This is a genomic window from Microbacterium sp. LWH10-1.2, from assembly GCF_038397765.1.
In the GTDB taxonomy this organism is placed as follows: Bacteria; Actinomycetota; Actinomycetes; order Actinomycetales; family Microbacteriaceae; genus Microbacterium; species Microbacterium natoriense.
In genome coordinates this window covers 1052004-1074902 of record NZ_CP151638.1, presented here as the reverse complement: position 1 = coordinate 1074902, position 22899 = coordinate 1052004, and the positions used below count along the sequence as shown (strand labels likewise).

The 22899-nt window shown below is 70.2% G+C and carries 21 protein-coding genes; 7 read left to right on the top strand and 14 right to left on the bottom strand.

The window, feature by feature from the left end; genetic code table 11:
• Nucleotides 1-7 precede the first annotated feature (7 nt).
• The 3 genes from MRBLWH10_RS05055 to MRBLWH10_RS05045 all read right to left on the bottom strand — a co-directional run bounded on the left by MRBLWH10_RS05055 (nt 8) and on the right by MRBLWH10_RS05045 (nt 5921).
• A complete protein-coding gene (locus MRBLWH10_RS05055; RefSeq protein WP_341941869.1) occupies nt 8-499 on the bottom strand; it encodes a peptide deformylase in 492 nt (163 codons plus the stop codon).
• A complete protein-coding gene (locus MRBLWH10_RS05050) occupies nt 499-2445 on the bottom strand; it encodes an AAA family ATPase (protein ID WP_341941868.1) in 1947 nt (648 codons plus the stop codon). The genes MRBLWH10_RS05055 and MRBLWH10_RS05050 overlap by 1 nt, the downstream gene beginning before the upstream one ends.
• Nucleotides 2446-2513: 68 nt before the next feature.
• Nucleotides 2514-5921 (bottom strand): pyruvate carboxylase, encoded by a 3408-nt coding sequence (locus MRBLWH10_RS05045; RefSeq protein ID WP_341941867.1) that lies wholly within the window; start codon nt 5919-5921, stop codon nt 2514-2516.
• Between the two features lie 93 nt (nt 5922-6014).
• On the opposite strand from MRBLWH10_RS05045, the gene MRBLWH10_RS05040 reads away from it, so the two are divergent.
• On the top strand, nt 6015-6827 hold the full coding sequence (locus MRBLWH10_RS05040; RefSeq protein ID WP_105677519.1) for a ParA family protein: 813 nt from the start codon (nt 6015-6017) through the stop codon (nt 6825-6827).
• 60 nt (nt 6828-6887) lie between these two features.
• On the opposite strand, the gene MRBLWH10_RS05035 is transcribed toward MRBLWH10_RS05040, so the two are convergent.
• The 3 genes from MRBLWH10_RS05035 to MRBLWH10_RS05025 form a co-directional block, all read right to left on the bottom strand.
• Nucleotides 6888-7433, bottom strand: a complete 546-nt coding sequence (locus tag MRBLWH10_RS05035) for a MerR family transcriptional regulator (RefSeq protein WP_105677517.1) — start codon at nt 7431-7433, stop codon at nt 6888-6890.
• Between the two features lie 99 nt (nt 7434-7532).
• Entirely contained in the window at nt 7533-8219 is a 687-nt protein-coding gene (locus MRBLWH10_RS05030; protein ID WP_223586247.1) for a MerR family transcriptional regulator, read from the bottom strand.
• On the bottom strand, nt 8219-8704 hold the full coding sequence (locus MRBLWH10_RS05025) for an FHA domain-containing protein (protein ID WP_105676937.1): 486 nt from the start codon (nt 8702-8704) through the stop codon (nt 8219-8221). The genes MRBLWH10_RS05030 and MRBLWH10_RS05025 overlap by 1 nt, the downstream gene beginning before the upstream one ends.
• A 99-nt stretch (nt 8705-8803) precedes the next feature.
• Between MRBLWH10_RS05025 and MRBLWH10_RS05020 the strand changes: the two genes are divergently transcribed.
• Nucleotides 8804-9436 (top strand): copper resistance CopC family protein, encoded by a 633-nt coding sequence (locus MRBLWH10_RS05020; protein ID WP_341941866.1) that lies wholly within the window; start codon nt 8804-8806, stop codon nt 9434-9436.
• Between the two features lie 9 nt (nt 9437-9445).
• The gene (lpdA, locus tag MRBLWH10_RS05015; RefSeq protein ID WP_341941865.1) at nt 9446-10843 is read left to right on the top strand and encodes a dihydrolipoyl dehydrogenase; all 1398 of its coding nucleotides are present in this window, start codon (nt 9446-9448) and stop codon (nt 10841-10843) included.
• 57 nt (nt 10844-10900) lie between these two features.
• Here lpdA and MRBLWH10_RS05010 read toward each other — a convergent pair whose 3' ends face one another.
• From MRBLWH10_RS05010 to MRBLWH10_RS04985, 6 genes are read right to left on the bottom strand one after another with little or no spacing between them, the layout of a single operon-like run.
• Nucleotides 10901-12007 (bottom strand): NAD(P)/FAD-dependent oxidoreductase, encoded by a 1107-nt coding sequence (locus tag MRBLWH10_RS05010; RefSeq protein ID WP_341941864.1) that lies wholly within the window; start codon nt 12005-12007, stop codon nt 10901-10903.
• On the bottom strand, nt 12000-12716 hold the full coding sequence (locus MRBLWH10_RS05005; RefSeq protein ID WP_341941863.1) for a methyltransferase domain-containing protein: 717 nt from the start codon (nt 12714-12716) through the stop codon (nt 12000-12002). The genes MRBLWH10_RS05010 and MRBLWH10_RS05005 overlap by 8 nt, the downstream gene beginning before the upstream one ends.
• Nucleotides 12713-13873 (bottom strand): type III polyketide synthase, encoded by a 1161-nt coding sequence (locus MRBLWH10_RS05000; protein WP_341941862.1) that lies wholly within the window; start codon nt 13871-13873, stop codon nt 12713-12715. The genes MRBLWH10_RS05005 and MRBLWH10_RS05000 overlap by 4 nt, the downstream gene beginning before the upstream one ends.
• Nucleotides 13874-13925: 52 nt before the next feature.
• On the bottom strand, nt 13926-14558 hold the full coding sequence (locus tag MRBLWH10_RS04995; protein ID WP_341941861.1) for a CYTH domain-containing protein: 633 nt from the start codon (nt 14556-14558) through the stop codon (nt 13926-13928).
• Nucleotides 14551-14763, bottom strand: a complete 213-nt coding sequence (locus tag MRBLWH10_RS04990) for a response regulator (protein ID WP_105676946.1) — start codon at nt 14761-14763, stop codon at nt 14551-14553. The genes MRBLWH10_RS04995 and MRBLWH10_RS04990 overlap by 8 nt, the downstream gene beginning before the upstream one ends.
• A 4-nt stretch (nt 14764-14767) precedes the next feature.
• Entirely contained in the window at nt 14768-15271 is a 504-nt protein-coding gene (locus MRBLWH10_RS04985) for an A24 family peptidase (RefSeq protein WP_341941860.1), read from the bottom strand.
• 154 nt (nt 15272-15425) lie between these two features.
• Between MRBLWH10_RS04985 and MRBLWH10_RS04980 the strand changes: the two genes are divergently transcribed.
• From MRBLWH10_RS04980 to MRBLWH10_RS04970, 3 genes are read left to right on the top strand one after another with little or no spacing between them, the layout of a single operon-like run.
• Nucleotides 15426-16175 (top strand): hypothetical protein, encoded by a 750-nt coding sequence (locus MRBLWH10_RS04980; RefSeq protein ID WP_341941859.1) that lies wholly within the window; start codon nt 15426-15428, stop codon nt 16173-16175.
• Complete coding sequence (locus tag MRBLWH10_RS04975) at nt 16172-17710, top strand: DNA polymerase Y family protein (RefSeq protein ID WP_341941858.1); 1539 nt, start codon at nt 16172-16174, stop codon at nt 17708-17710. Before MRBLWH10_RS04980 ends, MRBLWH10_RS04975 begins: the two co-directional genes overlap by 4 nt.
• Entirely contained in the window at nt 17710-21171 is a 3462-nt protein-coding gene (locus tag MRBLWH10_RS04970; protein ID WP_341941857.1) for an error-prone DNA polymerase, read from the top strand. The genes MRBLWH10_RS04975 and MRBLWH10_RS04970 overlap by 1 nt, the downstream gene beginning before the upstream one ends.
• A gap of 19 nt (nt 21172-21190) precedes the next feature.
• Here the strand turns inward: MRBLWH10_RS04970 and MRBLWH10_RS04965 are convergent, their stop codons facing one another.
• Together MRBLWH10_RS04965 and MRBLWH10_RS04960 are read right to left on the bottom strand one after the other, a co-directional pair.
• Complete coding sequence (locus MRBLWH10_RS04965; RefSeq protein WP_105676952.1) at nt 21191-21571, bottom strand: hypothetical protein; 381 nt, start codon at nt 21569-21571, stop codon at nt 21191-21193.
• Between the two features lie 276 nt (nt 21572-21847).
• Nucleotides 21848-22432 (bottom strand): NADPH-dependent FMN reductase, encoded by a 585-nt coding sequence (locus tag MRBLWH10_RS04960; RefSeq protein WP_341941856.1) that lies wholly within the window; start codon nt 22430-22432, stop codon nt 21848-21850.
• Nucleotides 22433-22528: 96 nt separating this feature from the next.
• Between MRBLWH10_RS04960 and MRBLWH10_RS04955 the strand changes: the two genes are divergently transcribed.
• Entirely contained in the window at nt 22529-22897 is a 369-nt protein-coding gene (locus MRBLWH10_RS04955; RefSeq protein WP_341941855.1) for a VOC family protein, read from the top strand.
• Nucleotides 22898-22899: the final 2 nt, after the last annotated feature.

The following is a 22899-nucleotide window of genomic DNA, read 5'->3' as shown; positions in this document are numbered from 1 at the left end:
TGACCGGTCAGAACCAGGAGCTCTCGCGCACCTCGCGCATGGCGACCTTGCGGGTCTCCGGATCGAGGCGGGTCAGGTACAGCTTGCCGTCGAGGTGATCCGTCTCGTGCTGCAGGGCCTGGGCCAGCAGACCGTCGCCCTCCAGCACCACGGGGTTGCCATCGAGGTCGATGCCCTCCGCACGGGCCCAGGGATGCCGCAGAGCGTCGTGCCAGAGCCCTGGCACCGAGAGGCAGCCCTCGCCGGTCGGCACGGCCTCACCGCGGACCTCCGTCAGCACCGGGTTCAACACGTAGCCGATGTCGCCGTCGATGTTGTAGCTGAAGGCGCGCAGCGCGACGCCGATCTGCGGCGCGGCGACGCCCGCCCGTCCGGGCAGCTCCACGGTCTCCACCAGATCGGTCACCAGGGCGCGCACGCCGTCGTCGATCTCCTCGATCGGCGCGCACACGGTGCGCAGCACGGGGTCGCCGAACACGCGGATCTCACGGACGGCCATCAGGCGGCCTTCGCCCGAAGGCCCTCGACCAGCAGCGCCGCGAGCTCTCGCGCCGCGACACGGGTCTCCGGCTGCAGGTTCGCGAAGACGATCGTGCCGCCTCCCGCGATCTGGGAATCGTACGGCACCCGGACGACCTTCTTGGCTCTGGTGCGGAAGTGCGCCTCGAGCTCGTTCAGCCGCACCAGCGGAGCACCGGGCGTGGACTGGTTGAGCACCACGATGGCCTCCCGTGCCTGCTCCGCGTATCCGTTGGTCTCCAGCCAGGTCAGCGTCTCGGACGCCAACCGCGCCTCGTCGACGCTGAGACCCGACACGATCACGACCTGGTCGGCGAGGTCGAGCGTCGCAGACATCACGGAGTGGACGATGCCCGTGCCCGTGTCCGTGAGGACGAGGGAGTAGTAGTGCGCCGCGACGCCTGCGACGTCGCGGTAGTCGCTGTCGCTGAACGCCTCCGCGATGCGGGGGTCGGAATCCGAGGCCAGCACATCGAGACGGGTGGCGTCGCGTGCGACGATCGAGGAGATGTCGTGGTAACCCTTCACGTCATCGTGGATGCGGACGAGGTCGCGCACCGTCCGGCTGTGGGCCGACCGCACGACGCGATCGGCGAGAGTGCCCCTGTCTGGGTTGGCGTCGACCGCGATGACCCTGTCCTCGCGAGCATCCGCGAGCGCCATTCCCAGGAGCGCGGTGATCGTCGTCTTGCCGACACCGCCCTTGCGCGACAGAACGGGCACGAAGCGCGCGCCGCCGGACAGCGGGGCCGCGATCCTCGCGCTGAGCGCCTTTCGCTCGCGAGCACGCCTGCCGTCGCCGATGTTGATGCGGCGCCCGGAGACCGTGTAGAGGAAGTGGCTCCACGCGCCCTCCGGCTCGGGCCTGGTGACGCGGCTCGGGTCGAGCAGACGGTCGGCGGTGAGCAGATCGGCGCTCTCGCGCGAGGCCTCCCCCAGATCGTCGAGGCGCTTCGACGAGAGCGCCACTTCGGTGCGCGACGCACGGGTGGGCTGCGTCGCCACGGACTTCTCCTTCGCAACGTTCACGACGGGGATCTCCTTTCGGGATGCGGCAGTCGGCGAAGGGGCGAGAGCCGTCGCCTTGGCCTCGAGATCGGCCTTCGCGCGCGCGATGAAGGCAGCGGCCGCTGCCGCCTCGGCAGCGACGAGGTCCTCGGGCTCGGACTCGGGCTCGGACTCGGGCTCCGTCCCGGTCTCGGTCGCAGTCTCGGGCTCAGTCACGGCTTCCGGCTCGGGCTCAGCTGCGAGTTCAGGTTCGGGCTCAGCCGTGGGCGCGGGCGCCGACTCCGGCTCAGCCTCAGCCTCAGCCTCAGCCTCAGCCTCAGCCTGAGCCTCAGACGAGACCACCGCGGCTGTGCTCTCGGCGACCGTGGGCTCGTCGACCTCGATGCGATCGGCCACGGCGATGCGATCGGCCGCTGCGATCTCGGCCTCGGCGTCGGCGGCCTCGACGGGCTCCGACTCGACGACCTCCGACACGATGACCTCTGCGACCTCGGAGTCGAGAGGCTCGGATTGGAGAGGCTCGGGCAGCGCGGCCTCGGGCGCGGACTCCTCGACGGTCCCGTCAGACGACGCCGGCATCTCGACCGCCTCCGCGGACGGCACGGTGTGCGGCATCTCCGCGTCCGCGGGCAGCTCGATGACGATCGACTCGATGACGGCATCCGCCTCGGGCGCGATCTCGTTCTCGACGAACGCTGTGCGATCGAAGACCGGTTCGTCGTCGATGATCAGATCGACGACCTCGCCGTCGACGACGCCGTCGTCGGCGAGATCGTCATCGTCCGCCTGCGGAAGGATCACGTTCACCTGGGCCGTGCCGCCGAGGATGCCGATCCCGGACGTGTCCAGGGACGCGGCTTCGTCGAGCACCCCTCTCGACTCTTCGTCTTTCGGGGTGGACCCCTTTTTCACGGTCACGATGTCACTCCAAGCTTGTGCGGGCCTCGGGTGCGTCACGTGCGTGCGCGGCCCTCGCCCGCACAAGATTAGTGCGCGGGGCGGATCACGACCAAAAGATCTCCTGCGTCCACCTGCTGCGTCTCTCCGATCGCGAGGCGCTCGATGACCCCGTCGACCGGCGCCGTGATCGCCGCTTCCATCTTCATCGCCTCGATCGAGGCGACGGGCTCCCCTGCCCTGACGGCGGAGCCTACCTCGACCTTCAGGGTGACCACGCCGGAGAACGGCGCCGCCACCTGACCGGGCACGGAGGTGTCGGCCTTCTCGACCTCATGGGCGTCGACGACGATCGAGCGATCGCGCACGAACACCGGGCGCAGCTGCCCGTTCAGGGTGGTCATGACCGTGCGCATGCCCTTGTCATCCGCCTCGCCGATCGCCTCGAGCCCGACGTACAGCTGCACGCCGCGGTCGATCTCGATGAGGTGCTCCTGTCCCTGGACGAGCCCGTACAGGTAGTCGCTCGTGTCGAGGACCGAGAGATCGCCGAAGAGTTCGCGCATCTGAGCGAACTCCTTCGTCGGAGCGGGGAACAGCAGGGTGTTCAGTCGCTCCCGACGCGCGGCGCTGTCTCCCGCGAGTGCGGCCTCGTCGTCGGCGGAGATCTCGGTCATACCGGTGCGCACCGCGCGCCCTGCGAGCACCTTCGTGCGGAAGGGCTCGGGCCAGCCGCCGGGAAGATCGCCCAGCTCGCCGGCCATGAATCCGACCACCGAGTCCGGCACGTCGTACTTCTCGGGATTCGCCTCGAAGTCCGCCGGATCCGCCTTCACGGCGGCGAGGTGCAGCGCGAGGTCTCCGACGACCTTGGAGGAGGGCGTCACCTTCGGCACGCGACCGAGGATGCGGTCGGCCGCCGCGTACATGTCCTCGATCAGCTCGAAGTCGTCGGCGAGTCCGAGAGCCTTCGCCTGCTGGCGCAGGTTGGACAGCTGGCCGCCCGGGATCTCGTGGTGGTATACGCGTCCGGTGGGTCCGGGCAGGCCGGACTCGAACGGCGCGTACTGACGGCGCACGGCCTCCCAGTACGGCTCGAGGTCGGAGACACCGTCGAGGTCGATGCCGCTGTCGCGCTCGGTGTGCGCGAGCGCCGCGACGAGAGACGAGAGCGAGGGCTGGCTCGTGGTGCCCGAGAGCGGAGCGGATGCTGCATCCACCGCGTCGACGCCCGCAGCGCTCGCGGCGAGCAGGGTCGCGAGCTGGCCGCCTGGCGTGTCGTGCGTGTGCAGGTGCACGGGCAGATCGAAGCGCTCGCGAAGAGCGGCCACGAGCTTCGACGCCGCCGCGGGGCGGAGCAGGCCCGCCATGTCCTTGATCGCGATGATGTGGGCTCCGGCGGCGACGATCTGATCCGCGAGCGCCAGGTAGTAGTCGAGGGTGTAGAGGTCCTCGGCGGGGTTCAGCAGATCTCCCGTGTAGCAGAGAGCGACCTCCGCGACCGCGGTGCCCGTCCGACGCACGGCCTCGATCGCTGGACGCATCTGCTCGACGTCGTTGAGCGCGTCGAAGATGCGGAAGATGTCGACGCCGCTGGCGGCCGCCTCCGAGACGAACGCCTCGGTGACCGCAGTGGGGTACGGCGTGTAGCCGACCGTGTTGCGCCCCCGCAGCAGCATCTGGATGGCGACGTTCGGCAGAGCCGCCCGCAGCTTGTCGAGCCGCTCCCACGGGTCCTCGCCGAGGAACCGCAGCGCGACGTCGTAGGTCGCGCCGCCCCAGGCCTCCACCGACAGCAGTCCGGGGGTCAGGCGGGCGAGGTAGGGAGCAGCGGCGACCAGGTCCTTCGTGCGCACACGCGTCGCGAGCAGCGACTGGTGAGCGTCGCGGAACGTCGTGTCGGTGATGGCGAGGGCGGACTGCGCACGCAGGCTCTTCGCGAACCCCTCCGGTCCGAGTTCGAGCAGCCGCTGCCGTGATCCGGGAGCGGGCGCGGCTGCGAGGTCGATCGTAGGGAGCTTCGCCACCGGATCGATGACGCCGGGGTGGGCCCCGTGCGGCTTGTTCACCGTGACGTCCACCAGCCAGTTCAGGATCTTCGTCCCGCGGTCCTTGGAGATCCGTCCGCGGAGTAGCTCAGGACGTTCGTCGATGAAGGACGTGCTCACATCTCCGGCCACGAAGGCGTCGTCGTCGAGCAGCGCCTGCAGGAACGGGATGTTGGTGGAGACGCCACGGATGCGGAACTCGGCGAGGGCGCGGCGCGCGCGGGCGACCGCGGCGGGGAAGTCGCGTCCTCGACAGGTCAGCTTCGCGAGCATCGAGTCGAAGTGCGGGCTGATCTGCGCGCCCTGGTGCACGGTGCCGCCGTCGAGACGGACGCCCGCACCGCCCGGTGACCGGTACGTGGTGATCTTGCCCGTATCGGGCCGGAACCCCTGGGTCGGGTCCTCCGTGGTGATCCGACACTGCAGGGCCGCACCGCGCAGGTGCAGGTTCTCCTGCTGCAGCCCGAGGTCGGCGAGGGTCTCCCCCGCGGCGATCCGCATCTGGCTCTGCACCAGGTCGACGTCGGTGACCTCCTCGGTGACCGTGTGCTCGACCTGGATGCGCGGGTTCATCTCGATGAAGACGACCTCTCCCGCGCGCTCCCCCGCCGTCTCCAGCAGGAACTCGACGGTGCCGGCGTTCTCGTACCCGATCGAGCGGGCGAAGGCGACCGCGTAACCGTGCAGGGCGGTGCGGATGCCGTCATCGAGGTTGGGTGCCGGAGCGATCTCGACCACCTTCTGGTGGCGCCGCTGCACCGAGCAGTCCCGCTCGAAGAGGTGCACGGTCTCGCCGGTCTTGTCGGCGAGGATCTGAACCTCGATATGACGAGGTCGCAGGACGGCCTGCTCCAGGAACATGCGCGGGTCGCCGAAGGCACTGGACGCCTCGCGCATGGCCTCCGCGAGAGCGGGGGCCAACTCGCCCTTCGTCTCCACGCGGCGCATCCCTCGTCCGCCGCCGCCGGCGACGGCCTTCGCGAAGAGCGGGAAGCCGATCCCGTCGGCCTGGGCCACGAGAGCCTCGACGTCATCCGACGCCTCGGTGGAGCGGAGGACGGGCACGCCCGCCTCGATCGCGTGGCGCTTGGCCTCGACCTTGTTCCCCGCCATCTCGAGCACGTTCGCGGGAGGCCCGATGAAGACGATGCCGTTGGCGGCAGCCTTCTCTGCGAGCTCGGGGTTCTCCGAGAGGAATCCGTAGCCGGGGTAGATCGCGTCCGCTCCGGCCTCCAGCGCCACGCGGATGATCTCGTCGACGTTCAGGTAGGCCCTGACCGGATGACCGCGCTCCCCGATCTCGTATGCTTCATCGGCCTTCAGCCGGTGAACGGATCCGCGGTCCTCGTGGGGGAAGACCGCCACGGTCCTCGCTCCCACCTCGAAGGCCGCACGGAAGGCACGGATCGCGATCTCGCCGCGGTTCGCCACAAGGATCTTCGTGAACATGCACACCTCTAAGAGCTCGATGCACGGCGTTTTCGACGCGCATGGGGCGGGGCTGAGTGTTCCCCCAGCCTAGGGGAAGGTAACGTGGTGTCCGTGCACGTACTCAGCGTCAGCTCTCTCAAGGGAGGCGTCGGCAAGACGACCGTGACCCTCGGCCTGGCCTCAGCGGCCTTCGCCCGTGGTGTCCGGACGCTCGTCGTCGACCTCGACCCGCAGTCCGACGTGTCCACCGGGATGGATATCCAGGTGGCCGGCCGGCTCAACATCGCCGACGTCCTGGCGAACCCGAAGGAGAAGGTCGTCCGTCAGGCGATCACCTCCAGCGGCTGGGCGAAGGTGCACCCCGGCACGATCGACGTGCTCATCGGCAGCCCCTCGGCGATCAACTTCGACGGGCCGCACCCCAGCGTCCGCGACGTGTGGAAGCTCGAGGAGGCGCTGGCATCCGTCGAAGCCGACTACGACCTCGTCCTGATCGACTGCGCTCCATCGCTGAACGCGCTGACCCGTACGGCGTGGGCCGCGAGCGACCGCGTCATGGTCGTCACCGAGCCCGGCCTGTTCTCCGTGGCCGCGGCGGATCGCGCCCTGCGCGCGATCGAGGAGATCCGTCGTGGACTCTCTCCTCGCCTCCAGCCGCTGGGCATCGTGGTCAACCGCGTGCGCCCGCAGTCGATCGAGCACCAGTTCCGCATCAAGGAGCTGCGCGACATGTTCGGCCCGCTCGTGCTCTCCCCCCAGCTGCCGGAGCGCACGTCGCTGCAGCAGGCCCAGGGTGCGGCCAAGCCGCTGCACATCTGGCCGGGAGACTCCGCACAGGAGCTCGCCGCAGACTTCGACCAGCTGCTCGACCGGATCATCCGCACCGGACGCATCCAGGTCGCGGAGACCGGTCCTCAGGCCTGATCCCCACCGCTACGCGAAACGCCCGCTCGATGAGCGGGCGTTTTCCGTTTCCGGTGACGTTCAGGCGGAGCGCTTGGACCGTCGGGCCGAGAGCTCGTCGACGGGATCGGGCGCAGTGGGATCGAACTCCACGAGAGTGGACTCCACCTCGCGCAGGACCTTCCCGACGGCGATGCCGAACACGCCCTGGCCGCGGCTCACGAGGTCGATGACCTCGTCGTTCGAGGTGCACAGGTAGACCGAGGCGCCGTCGCTCATCAGCGTGGTGCCCGCGAGGTCGCGGATGCCGGCGCGACGGAGCTCCTCGACCGCGGTGCGGATCTGCTGCAGCGAGATGCCCGTGTCGAGAAGGCTCTTCACGAGCTTGAGCACGAGGATGTCGCGGAAACCGTAGAGGCGCTGCGAACCCGAGCCGCTGGCGCCACGGACGGTCGGCTCCACGAGCTCGGTGCGCGCCCAGTAGTCCAGCTGACGATAGGTGATCCCGGCTGCGCGAGCAGCCACCGCGCCGCGGTAGCCGACCTCGTCATCCATCGCCGGAAGACCGTCGGTGAAGAGGAGTTCGGTCACGAACCGCGGGTCGCCTGCACGCTCATCCGCACTCATCTGAAGTCCTCCCTGGAGCTGTTACCTCCACGCTAGAGCAGCGTCCAGGCAGCGGCAATGACATCCGTGCGACCTCGAAGGTGTGTCGCAATCAGTTCGTTACGAAAGCACCCTGGTGAGCGCGTCCTTGACGAAGAGCGAGCGCACTTCGTCGATCTTCGCGGCGAGCTCGGGAGCCATCTCGCTCGCCTTCGCCCGCGATGCCGCATCGGTGCGACGCAGCAGTGCGGACAGCGCGGATTCGATCAGCGCGACCTCCCGCTCGGCTCCCTGTCGCAGAGACCGGAGGTGCCGCGGCTCGATGCCGTGGCGATCGAGGCCCACGAGGCTGCGCAGCAGCGTGACCGTCGCCTCCGGATAGTTCTCCTGCGCCGTGATCACTCCGGTGCTGATCGCGTCGTTGAGCAGCTGGGGCCCGGCGCCCGCCGCGGCCAGCAGCTCCTCTCGGCGGTAGCGCCGAGGGGTGGGGGTGATCGACGGGGGCGGGACGATTCCCGCCGCCTCGCCGCTCGCATCGGCGTCGTCGAGCTGTTCGCGGATGACGCTCAGCGGCAGGTAGTGGTCGCGCTGCAGGGTGAGCCCCAGGCGCAGCCGCTCGATGTCGGCGGTCGAGAACTTCCGGTATCCGGACTCGGTCCTGGACGGGGTGACGATCCCCTGCACTTCGAGGAAGCGCAGCTTGCTGGAGGTCAGATCGGGGAACTCCGGCGTGAGCCGGGCGAGGACCTGACCGATGCTCAGCAGGCCCGCGGACGCAGACCGTTCGCGGGCGGGAGCGGCCGCCATCAGTCGTTCGCCGCGACGCGGTCGAGCGGTGAAGCGAAGAAGTTCAGCCGGAACTTGCCGACGCGCAGCTCGGAGCCGTCGACGATGGGGCTGCGGTCGACCCGCTCGCCGTTGACGTAGGTGCCGTTGAGCGACCGCTGGTCGATGATCTCGAAGGAGGTCCCCGTGCGGGTGATCTCGGCGTGACGGCGCGACACGGTCACGTCGTCGAAGAAGATGTCGGCCTCCGGGTGACGGCCGACCGTGGTGACGTCGGTGTCGAGGAGGTAGCGGGCCCCTGCGAGAGCGCCGGAGCGGACCAGCAGCAGGGCGGATCCCGACGGAAGGGAGGCGATGGCGCTCTGCTCCACGTCTGTGAGCTCCACGCCGAACGGCACGAAGGAAAGATCCGAATCGTGCCCGAACGTCTGCGTCACGTCGTGCTTCTGCTCACCGGAACGGTGAATCGCGGCGTCGCCGGCCGGTCGGCTGTCGTTGTCTGTCACTGTGCCCTCCTGATCGTCCAGACTAACCGATCGAAGGCGGCCTCCGGGAGGTGCAGGTGCACTCAGCCATCCCATACGGAGGATTCATAGGCTGGAGCGGTGAAGACCACAGCTCGCAGCATCCCTCTCGCCCCCGCAGCGCTGGCGGCGGCCCTGCTCACCGCCTTCGTCGTGCTGTTCGCGCCGCTCTCCGCCTCGGCGCACGATGCGCTCATCGCGTCATCCCCCGCCGCGGACGGCACGGTCGAGACGCTGCCCGGCGAGATCACCCTCACCTTCAGCGAGAAGCTGATCACCGGCGAGGGCGCGACCGAGGTCGTCGTGACGGATGCCGCCGGCGCCTCGGTGACCGACGGACCCGCGACCGTGGACGGCGCCATCGTCACGCAGCCGCTCGCCGCCGAGGGCGACGCCGGGGTCTATCACGTCGTCTGGAAGATCGTCTCGAGCGACGGCCACCCGACCTCGGGCGAGTTCTCCTTCACCGTGACGACGAGCACGGTCACGGCCCCCACCGCCACGCCGACAGCCACCGCCTCCACGACACCGTCGGAGACCCCCGAGGCCGTCGCGACTCAGGCCCCGCAGGATGCCGTCGAAGGCGCGGACCCGGTCGGGTTCTGGGTCCTCGGGATCATCGGCGTCCTCGTCGTCGCGGCCGTCGTCATCGTGCTTCTTTCACGACGTGGAAACCGGCCTCCGGCCGGCTCCGACGCCCCCTCGGAACGATAGGCTGGGAGCATGCCACACTACGACGTCGTCATCCTTGGTGCAGGTCCTGGCGGATACGTCGCTGCAGTTCGCAGCGCGCAGCTCGGCCTCTCCACCGCCATCATCGAGGAGAAGTACTGGGGCGGTGTCTGCCTCAACGTGGGCTGCATCCCCTCCAAGGCCCTCCTGAAGAACGCGGAGCTCGCACACACCCTGAACCACAAGGCCGACTTCTTCGGCATCTCGGGCGAGTTCACGATCGACTTCGGCAAGGCGTTCGACCGCAGCCGCGAGGTCGCTGAGGGCCGCGTCAAGGGCATCCACTTCCTGATGAAGAAGAACAAGGTGACCGAGTACAACGGTCGCGGCACCTTCACCGGCCCCAAGGCGATCTCCGTCGCCAAGGCCGACGGGACGACCGAGGAGGTCACGTTCGACAACGTGATCATCGCGACCGGCTCGAGGGTGCGCCTGCTGCCGGGAGTGCAGCTCAGCCAGAACGTCGTGACCTACGAAGAGCAGATCATGACCCGCGAGCTCCCCGAGTCGATCGTCATCGTCGGCGCCGGCGCGATCGGCATGGAGTTCGCGTACGTGCTGACGAACTACGGCGTGAAGGTCACGATCATCGAGTTCCTCGACCGCGCCCTCCCCAACGAGGACGCCGACGTGTCGAAGGAGATCACGAAGCAGTACAAGAACTACGGCGTCGACATCCTCACCTCGACCAAGGTCGAGACGATCGTCGACAACGGCTCGTCCGTCACCGTCACGTACACCGGCAAGGACGGCCAGCAGGCCTCCATCGAGGCCGGCAAGGTGCTGATGTCCGTCGGGTTCGCCCCGAACGTCGAGGGCTTCGGCCTGGAGAACACCGGCGTGAAGCTCACCGAGCGCGGCGCGATCGACATCGACGACCACATGCGCACCAACATCGAGGGCATCTACGCCATCGGCGACGTGACCGCCAAGCTCCAGCTCGCCCACGTGGCGGAGGCACAGGGCGTCGTCGCGGCCGAGACCATCGGCGGCGCCGAGACCCAGACGCTGGGCGACTATCGCATGATGCCGCGTGCCACGTTCTGCTCCCCCCAGGTCGCCTCGTTCGGCCTCACGGAGCAGCAGGCGAAGGACGAGGGCCGCGAGATCAAGGTCGCGACCTTCCCGTTCATGGCCAACGGCAAGGCCCACGGCCTCGGCGAGCCCGTCGGCTTCGTCAAGCTCATCGCGGATGCCGAGCACCTCGAGCTCATCGGCGCCCACATGATCGGCCCCGACGTGTCTGAGCTGCTTCCCGAGCTCACCCTCGCGCAGAAGTGGGACCTCACGGCCCTCGAGCTGGCCCGCAACGTGCACACCCACCCGACGCTGTCGGAGGCGCTGCAGGAGGGCTTCCACGGCCTCGCGGGGCACATGATCAACTTCTGATCGACGCAGGATCGAACGGGGTGACGACGGTTTCGTCGTCACCCCGTTCTGCGTCTGCTACAGGCGCCCCATCGTCAGGATGTCCGCCGTGCGCTCACGCAGCAGGGGCGCGCCGAGCGCCCGGATCAGGCTCTCCCGCACGCGGAGCGGCATCCCCACGGCGGGGGCGCCCATCGACATGTAGAAGCGTGCTCGCCGCTGCACCCGCCCCGCCGCTCTGGTTCCGCGCCGCGCGAACTCCGACAGATCGGCGGCCCCCGACGCGCTGACGGATGCCGCGAGACGCTGCGCATCGATCCAGCCGAGATTCATCCCCTGTCCGCCGATCGGACTGATCTCGTGAGCGGCGTCGCCGAGCAGCACGATGCGCCCTCCGACGACGACACGGTCGACCCGGTGCTGAGCGGCGTCGAACACGACGGGCGCCGGATCCGCCTCCAGCTCGGCGCCGATGCGCTGAGCGAGCGCGGTCCGGAACGCGGAAGGATCCCCGAGACCCTGCCCGTCCTCGCGCAGCACCCATCGCCGCATGCCGCCCGGAAGCGGGAAGCTCTCCACCAGTCCCCCCGGCTCGCAGTGGAGGCGCGCACGATCTCCTCCTGACCGGTCGACGACGTCGGCCATGGCGTACGTCGCCGCTCCCGGACGCTGCGTCCACGAGAGCCCCAGACCGTCGCGCAGGCCGCTGCGCACTCCGTCGGCGACGATGACCAACGACGCGGTGAGCTCTTCACGGGCGCCATCGGACTCAGTGACGACCCGCACGCGATCGCGCTCCTCCCGCATATCGACGACGGCGCACCCGAGGCGGAGAGCGTCGGGCGCGAGCCCCTCGAGCCGTTCCGCGAGCAGCGCCCCGGTCCGACGCTGCGGAAGGATCAGGACCCGCCGCCCCTCGGCGAAGTCGACGGAGGCGAGCATCCGGCCCCGGCTGAGGACGTCGCCTCCGCGGAGCGCCAGCGCCTCCGCGCGCACCGCGTCTCCGACACCTGCCGCATCGAGCGCGCCGAGGCCGGGCGGGTGGATGCCGATCGCCCTGTTGCGCGGGTCCACGCCCTCCCGTTTCTCCCGCACCGCCACGTCGAGCCCGCGCCCGATCAGCAGACACGCGGCGAGGAGACCCACCGGACCCGCGCCGACCACGACGGCATCGTGATCAGGCATCCGCCGCGTCCCATCTCAGCTCGATCCGTGCGGGCAGACGCCGACGCACCAGCCACCCCGGAGGGGCGACCGCGACCAGCTCCCGCGGCGAGTAGGAGCGGCGGATGCTGGTGAGGCCGTCGGCGCGGATGAACGATCCGGCGAGCAGGTTCCGCGAGAACGGCAGGGTGGATGCCGCGAACAGCGCATAGGCCATCCGGCTCCGCGCGATGTCGCCGTGCACCACGACCCCGCCCTCTCCGACGAGCTGCCTGGTCTCCCGGAGCAGCTGCTGCAGCTCACCCGGTTCGAGGTGGTGCAGCAGATGATTGGACAGGACGACATCGAAGACCTCGCCGTCGCGCACGAGCTCGGCCGTGAGCGCGCAGCGGTACCGCACGCCCGCACCGCCGTCATGCGCCTGCGCCCACCGGGTCGCCCTGTCGTCGGCGTCGAGAGCCGTGATGTCGGCATCCAGCCGGTCGCGGCGGAGACGAACCGCGAGCCCGCGGCAGAGGTCGCCGCCGCCGGATCCCACGTCGAGTATCCGCAGCGGTCGCTGTCGGGCTCGCGGACGGATGTCGCGGCGGTACAGCGCTCCAGGACGGGAGACGACACGGTTCACCAGCTCGAAGCGCAGATAGGTGCGCTCCAGCATCCGCTGGTCCGCCTCGGGGTCGTCCATCAGCTCCCTGGCGTCGACGGCCCTGGCCGAGAGGTCGGGGCTCATGACCCCTCGGGGGACTCGACCGTCATCAGTGCGCTCTCCGCGGTGAGCCCCGGTCCGAACGCCATGGCAGCGACGCGGTCGCCGTCGCGGGAGTCCTCCTGCTCCAGGATGCTCCTCAGCACGAACAGCACGGTCGCGCTCGACATGTTGCCGTTCACCCTGAGCACCTCTCTCGCCGGGTGCAGCTGGTCATCGCTCAGGTGCAGCCGCTCCTGCACGCGGTCGAGGATGCTGCGGCCTCCGGGGGGGATCGCCCAGTGCTGCACGGCCTCGGAGACCTCTCCGCCGTCGTAGGCCTCGAGCAGCTCCTGCTCGCCCGCGTACAGCGGTCGCAGGGCGCCGATGATCGCCTCCCCGATGATCTGCGGGACCGCGGTGGAGAGGATCATCTCGAAGCCGTTGTCTCCGATGGTCCAGGCCATGTCCTTCTCCCCCTCGGGGGCGATGGCCGTGTGGAATCGGTCGAGCCTGAGCGCCGTCACCGGCGTGGGCAGGTCGCGCGCGGTGACGATGCCCGCGGCGGCCCCGTCTGCGAACAGCGACGATGCCACGATCGTGTCGGGGTCCTCCGAGGAGCGCAGGTGCAGCGTGCACAGCTCGACGCTGACCACGAGGACCACCGCCTCGGGGTCCGCGGCGCAGAACTGACTCGCCGCTCGCAGCGCCGGCATCGACGCGTAGCAGCCCATGAAGCCGAGGTGGTACCGCTGCACCCCGTCGGGGAGACCGAGGGCCCTGACAATCTCGTACTCCGGGCCCGGCGCGTGGAAGCCGGTGCAGGACACGGTGACCACGTGGGTGATGTCGGCCGCCTCGATGTCGGGGTCGACCGCGATGGCGCGCCGGGCGACCTCGACGAACAGCCGCGAGGCCTCGCGGACGTACCGCTCGTTGCGCTCCCGGGTGCCAGGGGACAGCAGACGCCCGCTCGCCCGATCGAAGAACACCGGGTCGGCGACGTCGGCCGTCAGCGACAGCTCGTCGATCACCGTGTGGCGGGTGTCGATGCCGGAGCCGTTGAACGAGGCTCCGACGATGCGCTGCGCCAGCCGTCCGATGTCGGGCTGGGCGGCGAAGACGTCGCGCACCTCGTCCTGCACGAGGAGGGTATCGGGGACGATCGTCTGCAGGGAACGGAGCCTGGCGGGTGGGCGCATGCTGTCACTCAAGCATGCGCCGGGTCCGCGCGGAAGGGGGTTGCGCTCGCCCTCAGAACCCCAGTGCGCGCGCGAGCTTCGAGCCGGATGCCGCGTCGCGACCACCGGCGGCGAAGATCGCCCTCTCCGCGGCGGCGAACAGCTCCTCCCGCCTCTCGGGATCGTCGGGGGCTGCGGGGCCGAGTTCCAGCTCCCACTCGCGCCACTCGCGCTGCACTCCGTGGCGGAGGTCGGTCGCCCTGACCCTGTCGTCCACGAACTCGGCGACGACGCCGGCCGGCCCCGTGAGCAGATAGGCCGTGCGGCCGTTCTCGATGCGCGCGAGGGGTGTCAGCTCCGCGGTGGTCCACCGGGCGAGAGCAGCGGAGACGGCGTCCGGAATGCCGTCATCTTCGCCGAGCGGCCAGCCGATCTCCAGCCGACCGTCACCCTCGCGGGGTCCCTTGATGTGCCAGCCCGCGTCAGGCCCGCCCGTGCGGCGTCGCAGCGCCACGCCGGAGCGGGAGAGGGCGGCGTCGGCCGTGTCGAGGTAGCGCGCGTCGAGCTCGCGCAGCTCTCCCTCCGACACCGCATCGACTCCGGGGATGTCCCGCCAGTCGGGCAGCGTCGTGTCCGCGTCGACGTCGTACTTGCGCTCGACCTCGACGGTGCGCGAGGGCTCGGATCCGGACGGCGCCTCAGACATCCGCGGGATTGATGTCCTCGAGGGACTCGTCGTACCAGTAGTCGATCTCGGTGGGGCCGTCGTGCGAACCGGTGTTCTGCGGTTCGCCCCGTCGGTTGTACACCACCTGGGTCTCGCTGTAGGGGACGATCAGCTTGTCGTCCGCGTCACCGAGGGGGATGATCTGCCCGTCCAGCGGGCCGCCGTGGAGTCGTGCGAGTGCCATGACCTCACCCTAGCGCCGTCACCGTCGGCAGGGGCGCCCACGTCACGGCGATGCCGAGAAGCGCCCCGAGCAGCATCCACGGACCGAAGGCGATGCGCGTGGCCCCGTCCGCCCTGCGCAGCGCCATCAGCACCAGGGCGTACAGCGCGGCGAGGACGAAGGCGGATGCCGCCCCCGCGGCGAGCGCGGTCCAGCCGTGCCACCCCAGCACCAGGCCGATGAGGGCGGCGAGCTTCACGTCGCCGCCGCCCATCCCCGACCTTCCGAGGATCCGCAGCGCCGCGTAGAAGCCGCCGAGGAGCACCATCCCCCACCCGGCGCGGATGAGCGCCGCGCTCTCCCCCGTGAGCATCGCCTCGGTCGCCGCGAGCAGCGCGGCCCCCGCCAAGGTCGGCAGCACGATGCGGTTCGGCAGTCGATGCGTGCGGGCGTCGATCACGGCGAGCGCGACGGCGATGACGAGGAGGGCCACGTGGGCGAGCACCACGAGCACAGTGCGGAGATCCATGACGGAAGGCTAGGCGAGCGGGAGCACCCGCGCCCGGCCCCTGTGGAGAACCTCGGTTGCACCTGTTCTCCGGCATCACGCGTCATGTCCGACGTTCGAACTATCGTCATCACGTCACCTTGTTTTATTCGTATATATGTTCGAGGATGGATGTATGGGTCAGTCCGCCGATGTCCGCGCCGTGGAGGTGCTGCGGCTGCGCCGTGAGATCAGCCGGATGCAGCGCCGCCGCAGCGAGCATCCGCTGCTCCCCCTCGCCCCCGCGCTCTCCTCCCTGCTGCCGGAGGAGGGCCTGCTGACGGGCAGCGCCTACACCGTCTCCCCGTCCCCGTCCCTCGTGCTCGCCCTCCTCAGCGCGGCATCGCAGAAGGGGCACTGGTGCGCGGTGATCGGCATGCCGACGCTCGGCGTGGAGGCGGCATCCGCCTTCGGCATCGATCTCGCCCGACTGATCCTCGTTCCGGCTCCCGGCGATCGCTGGCTGGCCGCGACCTCCGCCCTCGCCGAGGTCGTCCCGCTGATCGTCGTGCAGCCCGGCTCCCGTGTGCGCGATGCCGACGTCTCGCGTCTGAGCGCCCGACTGCGAGACCGCGGCACCACGCTGCTCGTCGCCGAGTCCGCCGCGTTCGGCCTCTGGCCGCAGAGCGAGGGCAGCATCCGTCTCCACGATCAGCACTGGCACGGGCTCGGCGCCGGCTGGGGCCTGCTCTCCGACTGCACGGCGACGGTGACGGCGCAGACCAGACGGAGCCCCGCGCCGTCGAGCGTGCTGGTGCGGCTGCCGGGGAGCAGCGGCGCCATCGAGACCGTGTCGCCGACCCCCTCTCTCACCGCGCTGCCTCCCCTGCGCGACAGGACCGCAGATGCTCCCGCCGATGAGGCGTCCTGGGCGGTGGCGGGATGACGGCTCCTCTCCGCGTGATCGTGCTGTGGTTCCCCGACTGGCCGCTGCGCGCCGCTCTGGGCGGCGCCCCGCCGCATCCGCCCACGGCTCTCGTGCAGGCGAACACGGTCGTCGCCTGCACCGCGTCGGCTCGGGAGCACGGCGTGCGCATCGGCCAGCGCCGCCGCGTCGCCCAGGGCCACCTCTCCTCGCTGCGGGTGCTCCCCCACGACCCGGCCGCAGACGAGCGAGCCTTCCTCCCCGTGCTGCGGATCCTCGAGCGGCACGCCCCCGGGGCGACGATCCTGCGACCGGGGCTCGCAGCCATCCGCGCCAGGGGCGTCTCCCGCTACCACGGAGGAGAGGATGAAGCCGGTCGCGCGCTGATCGCCATCCTCGCCGACGCCGGCTTCCCCGAGGTGCGCATCGGCATCGCCGACGGCCCGTTCACCGCAGAGCTCGCCGCGCGGGCAGCCGAACCCTGCGCCGTCATCCCGGCGGGGAGAGCACGGGAGTTCCTCGCCCCGCTGCCCGTCCAGGTGCTCCGCGACGAGCATCTCTCGGGGCTCCTGGTCCGGCTCGGCGTACGCACCCTCGGCGCGTTCGCCGCACTCGACGGACTCGAGGTGCGCGACCGGTTCGGCGAGCGCGGGGCACGCCTGCACGGCCTCGCCGCCGGTGCGGACTCCCGCCCCCTGACGCCGCTGCCTCCCGACCCGGAGCTGGTGCGGACGGTCGAGTTCGAACCAGCCCTGGCCGGCGCCGATCAGGTGGCGTTCGCGGTGCGGCAGACAGCGGATGCCGTGCTGCTCGCGCTCGCCGACGCCTCCGTCGTGTGCACCGAGGTGCGCATCGATCTGACCGACGACAACGGGAAGGTGTTCTCCCGCACCTGGCTGCATCCGACCTGCTTCGACGCCGCCGATCTCGTCGACAGGGTGCGCTGGCAGCTGGAGGCGCTGGCGACCGCGCAGGCGAAGGAGCCGATCGATGAGGCCAGGGCGTTCGGCGGCATCGTGGCGGTGCGCATCATCCCCGCCGCGGTCGACGACGCCGCTCATCATCAGCCGGGGCTGTTCGGTTCCGGCACCGACGAGCGGCTGCACCACGCCGTCTCGCGCGTGCAGACGATGCTCGGTCACCAGGGGGTCGTCACCGCGACGGTCTCCGGGGGCCGCTGGCTCTCCGACCGTCAGGTGCTCACGCCGTGGGGAGAGCGCGGCACCGCCCCCAGGGATCCGGAGCGTCCGTGGCCGGGCAGCCTCCCCGACCCGGTCCCCGCCGAGGTGTTCGCACCGCCGCGGCCGATCGGAGTGGTCGATGCCGCCGGAGCGTCCGTCGACATCGACGAGCGCGGGGCGCTCTCGGCGCCTCCCGCGCAGATCGACGGCGCCGCGGTGCAGGCTTGGGCCGGCCCCTGGCCCGTGCACGAGCGGCTCTGGGATCTCGCGCAGGGGCGGGTCGGGCATCGGCTGCAGATCGTCGACGAGAGCGACAGGGCGTGGCTCGTGTTCCGCACCGGCGTCCGCTGGTGGGCCGAGGGGAGGTACCGCTGATGGGCTGGCACAACCCGCCGCTCTCCTGGACGGAGCTGGAGCGCACCCTGAGCGGCAAGGAGCCGCTCTCCACGCCGACCCCCGCCGAGCCGCAGGGCACGAGGGAGGACGCGGGTCCGGTCAGCCGGCGCCGGCAGCGCATGCTCCCGACCGAGATCCCCCGCCCCGAAGACGCCGTGCCCTACGCCGAGCTGCACGCGCACTCGTCGTACTCCTTCCTCGACGGCGCGTCCTCCCCCGAGGAGCTCCTCGCCGAGGCGGAGCGGCTCGGCCTCTCCGCCCTCGCGATCACCGACCACGACGGCTTCTACGGCGCCGCACGCTTCGGCGAGGTCGCCGAGCACATGAAGGTCCAGGTGCAGACCGTGTTCGGCGCCGAGCTGTCCCTGGATCTGCCCGCACCGCAGCGCGGAGCCGCCGATCCCGCGGGCGAGCATCTGCTCGTCCTCGCCAGGGGCATGGAGGGATACCACCGCCTCTCCGGGGCGATCACCCAGGCGCAGCTGCGCGGCGGAGAGAAAGGACGTCCGGTCTACGACCTCGACGCGCTCGCCGACCGAGCGGGCGGCGAGTGGGCGATCCTGACCGGATGCCGCAAGGGCGCCGTGCGCCGAGGTCTGGAGCAGGGCGACGCCGAGACCCCGCTGCGGCGACTCGTCGACCTGTTCGGCCGCGATCACGTCGCCGTCGAGCTTTTCGACCACGGCGATCCCCTGGACACCCGGCGCAACGACGCCCTCGCCGACCTCGCCAGGCGGATGCGGCTGCCCGTGGTCGCGACGAACAACGTGCACTACGCGTCCCCTGACCGCGCCCGGCTCGCCGAGGCCATGTCCGCCGTGCGGGCGGTGCGCAGCATGGACGATCTCGACGGCTGGCTCCCCGCTCACGACGGGGCCCACCTGCGCAGCGGCGCGGAGATGGCCGCCCGGTTCCGGCGCTACCCCGGGGCGATCGAGCACGGGCTGGAGCTGGCCGCGGCATCCGCCTTCCCCCTCCGACGCGCGCGGCCCGCCCTCCCGACGCAGAAGGTGCCGGCCGGACACACCCCGATGAGCTGGCTGCGCAGGCTCGTGTGGGATGCCGTGCCCCAGAGGTATCCGAACCTCGACGCCGGCGGCCGCAGCCGGATCGAACGGGAGCTGAACGTCATCGAGGAGAAGGACTTCCCCGGGTACTTCCTCATCGTGCACGGGATCGTCGCGAAGGCGAGGGAGCTGGGCATCCTCTGCCAGGGGCGGGGCTCGGCCGCGGCGAGCGCGGTCTGCTACCTGCTGGGCATCACCGCGGTCGATCCGATCCTCTACGACCTCCCCTTCGAACGGTTCCTCGCCACCACCCGCGAGGAGGAGCCCGACATCGACGTGGACTTCGACTCCAGCCGCCGGGAGGAGATCATCCAGTGGGTCTACGACGAGTACAAGCGCGATCGGGCCGCTCAGGTCGCGAACGTCATCCAGTACCGGCCGAAGAACGCGGTGCGCGACATGGCGCGGGCGCTGGGGTTCTCCCCCGGCCAGCAGGACGCCTGGTCCCGCCAGGTCGACGGCTGGGGGTCTCAGCTGTCGGAGCAGGACGACACCGACCTCCCCGAGATCGTCCGCGACTACGCGAACCAGCTGATGAAGGCGCCGCGGCACCTCGGCATCCACTCCGGCGGCATGGTGCTCACCGAGCGCCCCGTGGGCGAGGTCGTGCCCGTGGAGCACGCGCGGATGGAGAACCGCACCGTCATCCAGTGGGACAAGGACTCCGCAGCCTGGATGGGGCTCGTGAAGTTCGACCTGCTGGGGCTGGGCATGCTCTCCGCCCTCCGGCACTGCTTCGACCTCATCGAGGGGAGCACCGGCGAGGTCTGGAAGCTCGAGACGATCCCCAAGGAGGAGCCGGCGGTCTACGACATGCTCTGCCGGGCCGACTCCATCGGCGTCTTCCAGGTGGAGTCGCGGGCGCAGATGGGTCTGCTCCCCCGTCTGCAGCCGCGCTGCTTCTACGACCTCGCGATCCAGATCGCCCTCATCCGCCCCGGCCCCATCCAGGGCGGAGCCGTGCACCCGTTCGTCCGGCTGAAGATGGAGAAGGACAGGACCCATGCCGAGAACGAACGGCGCGAGGAGCGCGGCGAGGAGCCGCTGACGATGCACGTCCCATATCCGCATCCCGCCCTGAAGAAGGTGCTGGAGCGCACGCTCGGCATCCCCATCTTCCAGGAGCAGCTCATCCACATGGCGACGATCATCGGCGACTGCACGGCGGACGAGGCCGATACGCTGCGTCGGGCGATGGGGTCGAAGCGCGGTCTGGAGAAGATCGACAGCATCCAGAAGCAGCTCTACGCGGGGATGGCGCGGCACGGGCTGTCGCAGGAGGCATCCGACCGGATCTACGCGCAGATCCAGGCGTTCTCGAACTTCGGCTTCGCCGAGTCCCACTCCCTCTCCTTCGCCCTGCTCGTCTACGCCAGCTCCTGGCTCAAGCTGCACTACCCCGCCGCGTTCCTGGCGGGACTCCTGCGGTCTCAGCCGATGGGCTTCTATTCGGCGTCGACACTGACGGGCGATGCGCGTCGACACGGCGTGGAGGTGCGCAGGCCCGATCTGCACCTGTCCGGAGCGACCGAGACCCTGGAGGCCCTGTCGGATTCCCGGGCGGCCACCGGACGGGACTCCTGCCTCATCCAGGCGGAGCCGCCGCTGAAGACCCGGTTCGACCGCACCGCCCCCGATGAGACGGCCGCGCACCGTCGCGACGGCGGCTACGCCGTACGGCTCGGCCTGGGCGGCATCCGCGGGATCGGCACGCCGTTGGCCGAGAGGATCGTCGGCGAACGAGAGGCGCACGGCCCCTACCGCGATCTCCACGACCTGGTGCGCCGCACGGATGCCACGACCGCCCAGCTCGAGGCCCTCGCGACCGCGGGCGCCTTCGACTGCCTGGGTCTGACCAGACGCGAGGCCATCTGGCTGGCCGGGGCGGCCGCCGAGGACCGCGCGCGCTTCCTCCCCGGCACGACGATCGCCGTGCAGCCGCCGCTGTTCCCCGACCAGTCGGGCTACGAGCAGCTCGCGGCCGATCTCTGGGCGACGGGGGTGTCCACCGACGACCATCCGATGACGCACTTCCGCGCGCAGCTGAGGGAGCGCGGGGTGATCACGTCTGCGCAGCTGCGGGAGCACGAGAGCGGGCGTCGGATCGAGGTCGCCGGGCTCGTCACGCACCGGCAGCGTCCGGAGACCGCCGCCGGCGTGACCTTCATCAATCTGGAGGACGAGCACGGGCTGGTCAACGTGATCTGCTCACGGGGCGTGTGGGCGCGCTACCGGCGCATCGCCCGAGACTCCCCCGCCCTCATCATCCGCGGCATCCTGGAGAGATCCGCCGAGGGAGTCGTGAACGTGCTCGCCGATGCCTTCGAGGATCTGCGCACCGGGCTCGCCCACCGATCGCGGGACTTCCAGTGAACGGGCCCCCGCGCCGACGTCACCAGACGCGTTCGGCCGGGGGCTCCGGAGTGCGATCGGCTCCACCCCAGCGGTCGGCCTCGGCCTTCGCCGCCTCGGCGGCGGCATCCGCTCCGCGCAGCGCCGCCTTGGCGCTCGCACCGCCGCCGTCGGGCATCACGGAGAGCACGGTGTGCGCGCCGTGCCCGCCGATCATGACGGTGCAGTCGAGGACGCGCCCGAGCCACCGGCTCACCTCGCCGCGCGGATCCTCGGCGCGGCGGTAGCGGATGCCGGTGTCGAGGTCGATGACGGCGAAGACGACCGCCTCGTCGGCGGCGTCGTCCCTCTGCTCCGTCACCTCGACGCGGTGCCCGCGCGCGATGGCGAGCTGCGCGTTCAGCACGAGCTTTCTGTCCATGGAACCACCCTATGATCCGGCGCGGAGAAGACAAGACCCACGGGCGCTCAGAAATATTCGTAGATTTCTTTGTCCCCCAAATGGCGGACAAGACATTTTCGCGATATTCTGATATGAGTAGCGGGGGCTACCGGCTGAGAACTGGGGAAACAGCCGACGAGAGCAGCGAGATCTTCGCCGCCTCCCCTACCGTCCGGGATGGGCGGTGAGCCCTCTCGAGCGATTCGATCTGGGGCGAAGCGACTCGGGAGGGCAACCAGTTCCCCTGGCGCCGACCTAGTCTCGGTCCCCGACGTGCCCCGGCGCCGTGACGGAGAGCACGCGCTCGACGAACGCTGCGTACTCCTCCATGTAGTGCCGGAGGAAGCCCTCCGTGCCGGCATCCGCCACCTCGCCATCGGGCCCGAACACGTCGGGCTTGAATGTGATGTACGCCTCCGGCGCGTTCAGCTGCGGCGCATTGAGGAAGCTCAGGACGCTGCGCATGGACGACTGCATCACCGCGGTGCCGATCGCCCCGGTCGAGGCACCGATGATCCCTGTGGGGGTGCGCGCGAAGGAGTTGTGCCCCCAGGGCCTGGATCCCCAGTCGATCGCGTTCTTGAGCGGACCGGGGATGGACCGGTTGTACTCCGGCGACACGAACAGCAGCCCCTCCGACTCCTCGACCGCGCTCTTGAACGCGGTCACCGCAGGGGCCGGACTCTGCTCGTCGTCACGATCGAAGAGCGGCAGGTCGCGGATCGAGATCTCGGTCAGCTCCAGACTCGGAGGCGCGAGCCGTACGAGCGCCTTCGACAGGATGCGGTTGATCGAGTCCCGGGAGAGGCTGCCGACGAGATAGCCGATGCGGTAGGTCATGGAGTGCTCCTTCACGGTCGGGGTGTCGTCTCCGGTATACGCCCTCTGGCCCACCGGACGCCAGAAGATCTAGGATCTCGGGCAGAGGGAGTCGACATGAAGCTCATCCAGGTCGCGCAGCGCGCCACGGATCTCGACCGCGCCGCCGCGTTCTACAGCGACCTGCTCGGCACAGAACCCGCCGCACGCTTCGATCCGCCCGGACTGCTCTTCTTCGACCTCGACGGCGTGCGGCTGCTGCTCGATGCGGGAGCGGCGAGCGCGCTGCTCTACATCGAGGTCGTCGACATCCACGGCGCCGTCGAGCGGCTGCGGGCGGCGGGCACGACGATCGTCGGCGAGCCGCACGTGATCTTCAGCCATGCGGACGGCACCCTCGGCCCCGCGGGCACCGACGAGCGGCAGGCGTTCATCGTCGACAGCGAGGGCAACACGATCGGCCTGGTCGAACAGCGCCCCGCCTGAGC

Bases quoted from the DNA above. Each gene is read 5' to 3' on its own strand.
- MRBLWH10_RS05045 (WP_341941867.1), bottom strand. From the start codon at position 5,921: ATGTTCACGAAGATCCTTGTGGCGAACCGCGGCGAGATCGCGATCCGT.
- MRBLWH10_RS04980 (WP_341941859.1), top strand. From the start codon at position 15,426: ATGGGTCAGTCCGCCGATGTCCGCGCCGTGGAGGTGCTGCGGCTGCGC.
- MRBLWH10_RS05005 (WP_341941863.1), bottom strand. From the start codon at position 12,716: ATGAGCCCCGACCTCTCGGCCAGGGCCGTCGACGCCAGGGAGCTGATG.
- MRBLWH10_RS04990 (WP_105676946.1), bottom strand. From the start codon at position 14,763: ATGGCACTCGCACGACTCCACGGCGGCCCGCTGGACGGGCAGATCATC.
- MRBLWH10_RS04970 (WP_341941857.1), top strand. From the start codon at position 17,710: ATGGGCTGGCACAACCCGCCGCTCTCCTGGACGGAGCTGGAGCGCACC.
- lpdA (WP_341941865.1), top strand. From the start codon at position 9,446: ATGCCACACTACGACGTCGTCATCCTTGGTGCAGGTCCTGGCGGATAC.
- MRBLWH10_RS04955 (WP_341941855.1), top strand. From the start codon at position 22,529: ATGAAGCTCATCCAGGTCGCGCAGCGCGCCACGGATCTCGACCGCGCC.
- MRBLWH10_RS04995 (WP_341941861.1), bottom strand. From the start codon at position 14,558: ATGTCTGAGGCGCCGTCCGGATCCGAGCCCTCGCGCACCGTCGAGGTC.
- MRBLWH10_RS05030 (WP_223586247.1), bottom strand. From the start codon at position 8,219: ATGGCGGCCGCTCCCGCCCGCGAACGGTCTGCGTCCGCGGGCCTGCTG.
- MRBLWH10_RS05055 (WP_341941869.1), bottom strand. From the start codon at position 499: ATGGCCGTCCGTGAGATCCGCGTGTTCGGCGACCCCGTGCTGCGCACC.
- MRBLWH10_RS04975 (WP_341941858.1), top strand. From the start codon at position 16,172: ATGACGGCTCCTCTCCGCGTGATCGTGCTGTGGTTCCCCGACTGGCCG.
- MRBLWH10_RS04985 (WP_341941860.1), bottom strand. From the start codon at position 15,271: ATGGATCTCCGCACTGTGCTCGTGGTGCTCGCCCACGTGGCCCTCCTC.
- MRBLWH10_RS05000 (WP_341941862.1), bottom strand. From the start codon at position 13,873: ATGCGCCCACCCGCCAGGCTCCGTTCCCTGCAGACGATCGTCCCCGAT.
- MRBLWH10_RS05035 (WP_105677517.1), bottom strand. From the start codon at position 7,433: ATGAGTGCGGATGAGCGTGCAGGCGACCCGCGGTTCGTGACCGAACTC.
- MRBLWH10_RS04965 (WP_105676952.1), bottom strand. From the start codon at position 21,571: ATGGACAGAAAGCTCGTGCTGAACGCGCAGCTCGCCATCGCGCGCGGG.
- MRBLWH10_RS04960 (WP_341941856.1), bottom strand. From the start codon at position 22,432: ATGACCTACCGCATCGGCTATCTCGTCGGCAGCCTCTCCCGGGACTCG.
- MRBLWH10_RS05010 (WP_341941864.1), bottom strand. From the start codon at position 12,007: ATGCCTGATCACGATGCCGTCGTGGTCGGCGCGGGTCCGGTGGGTCTC.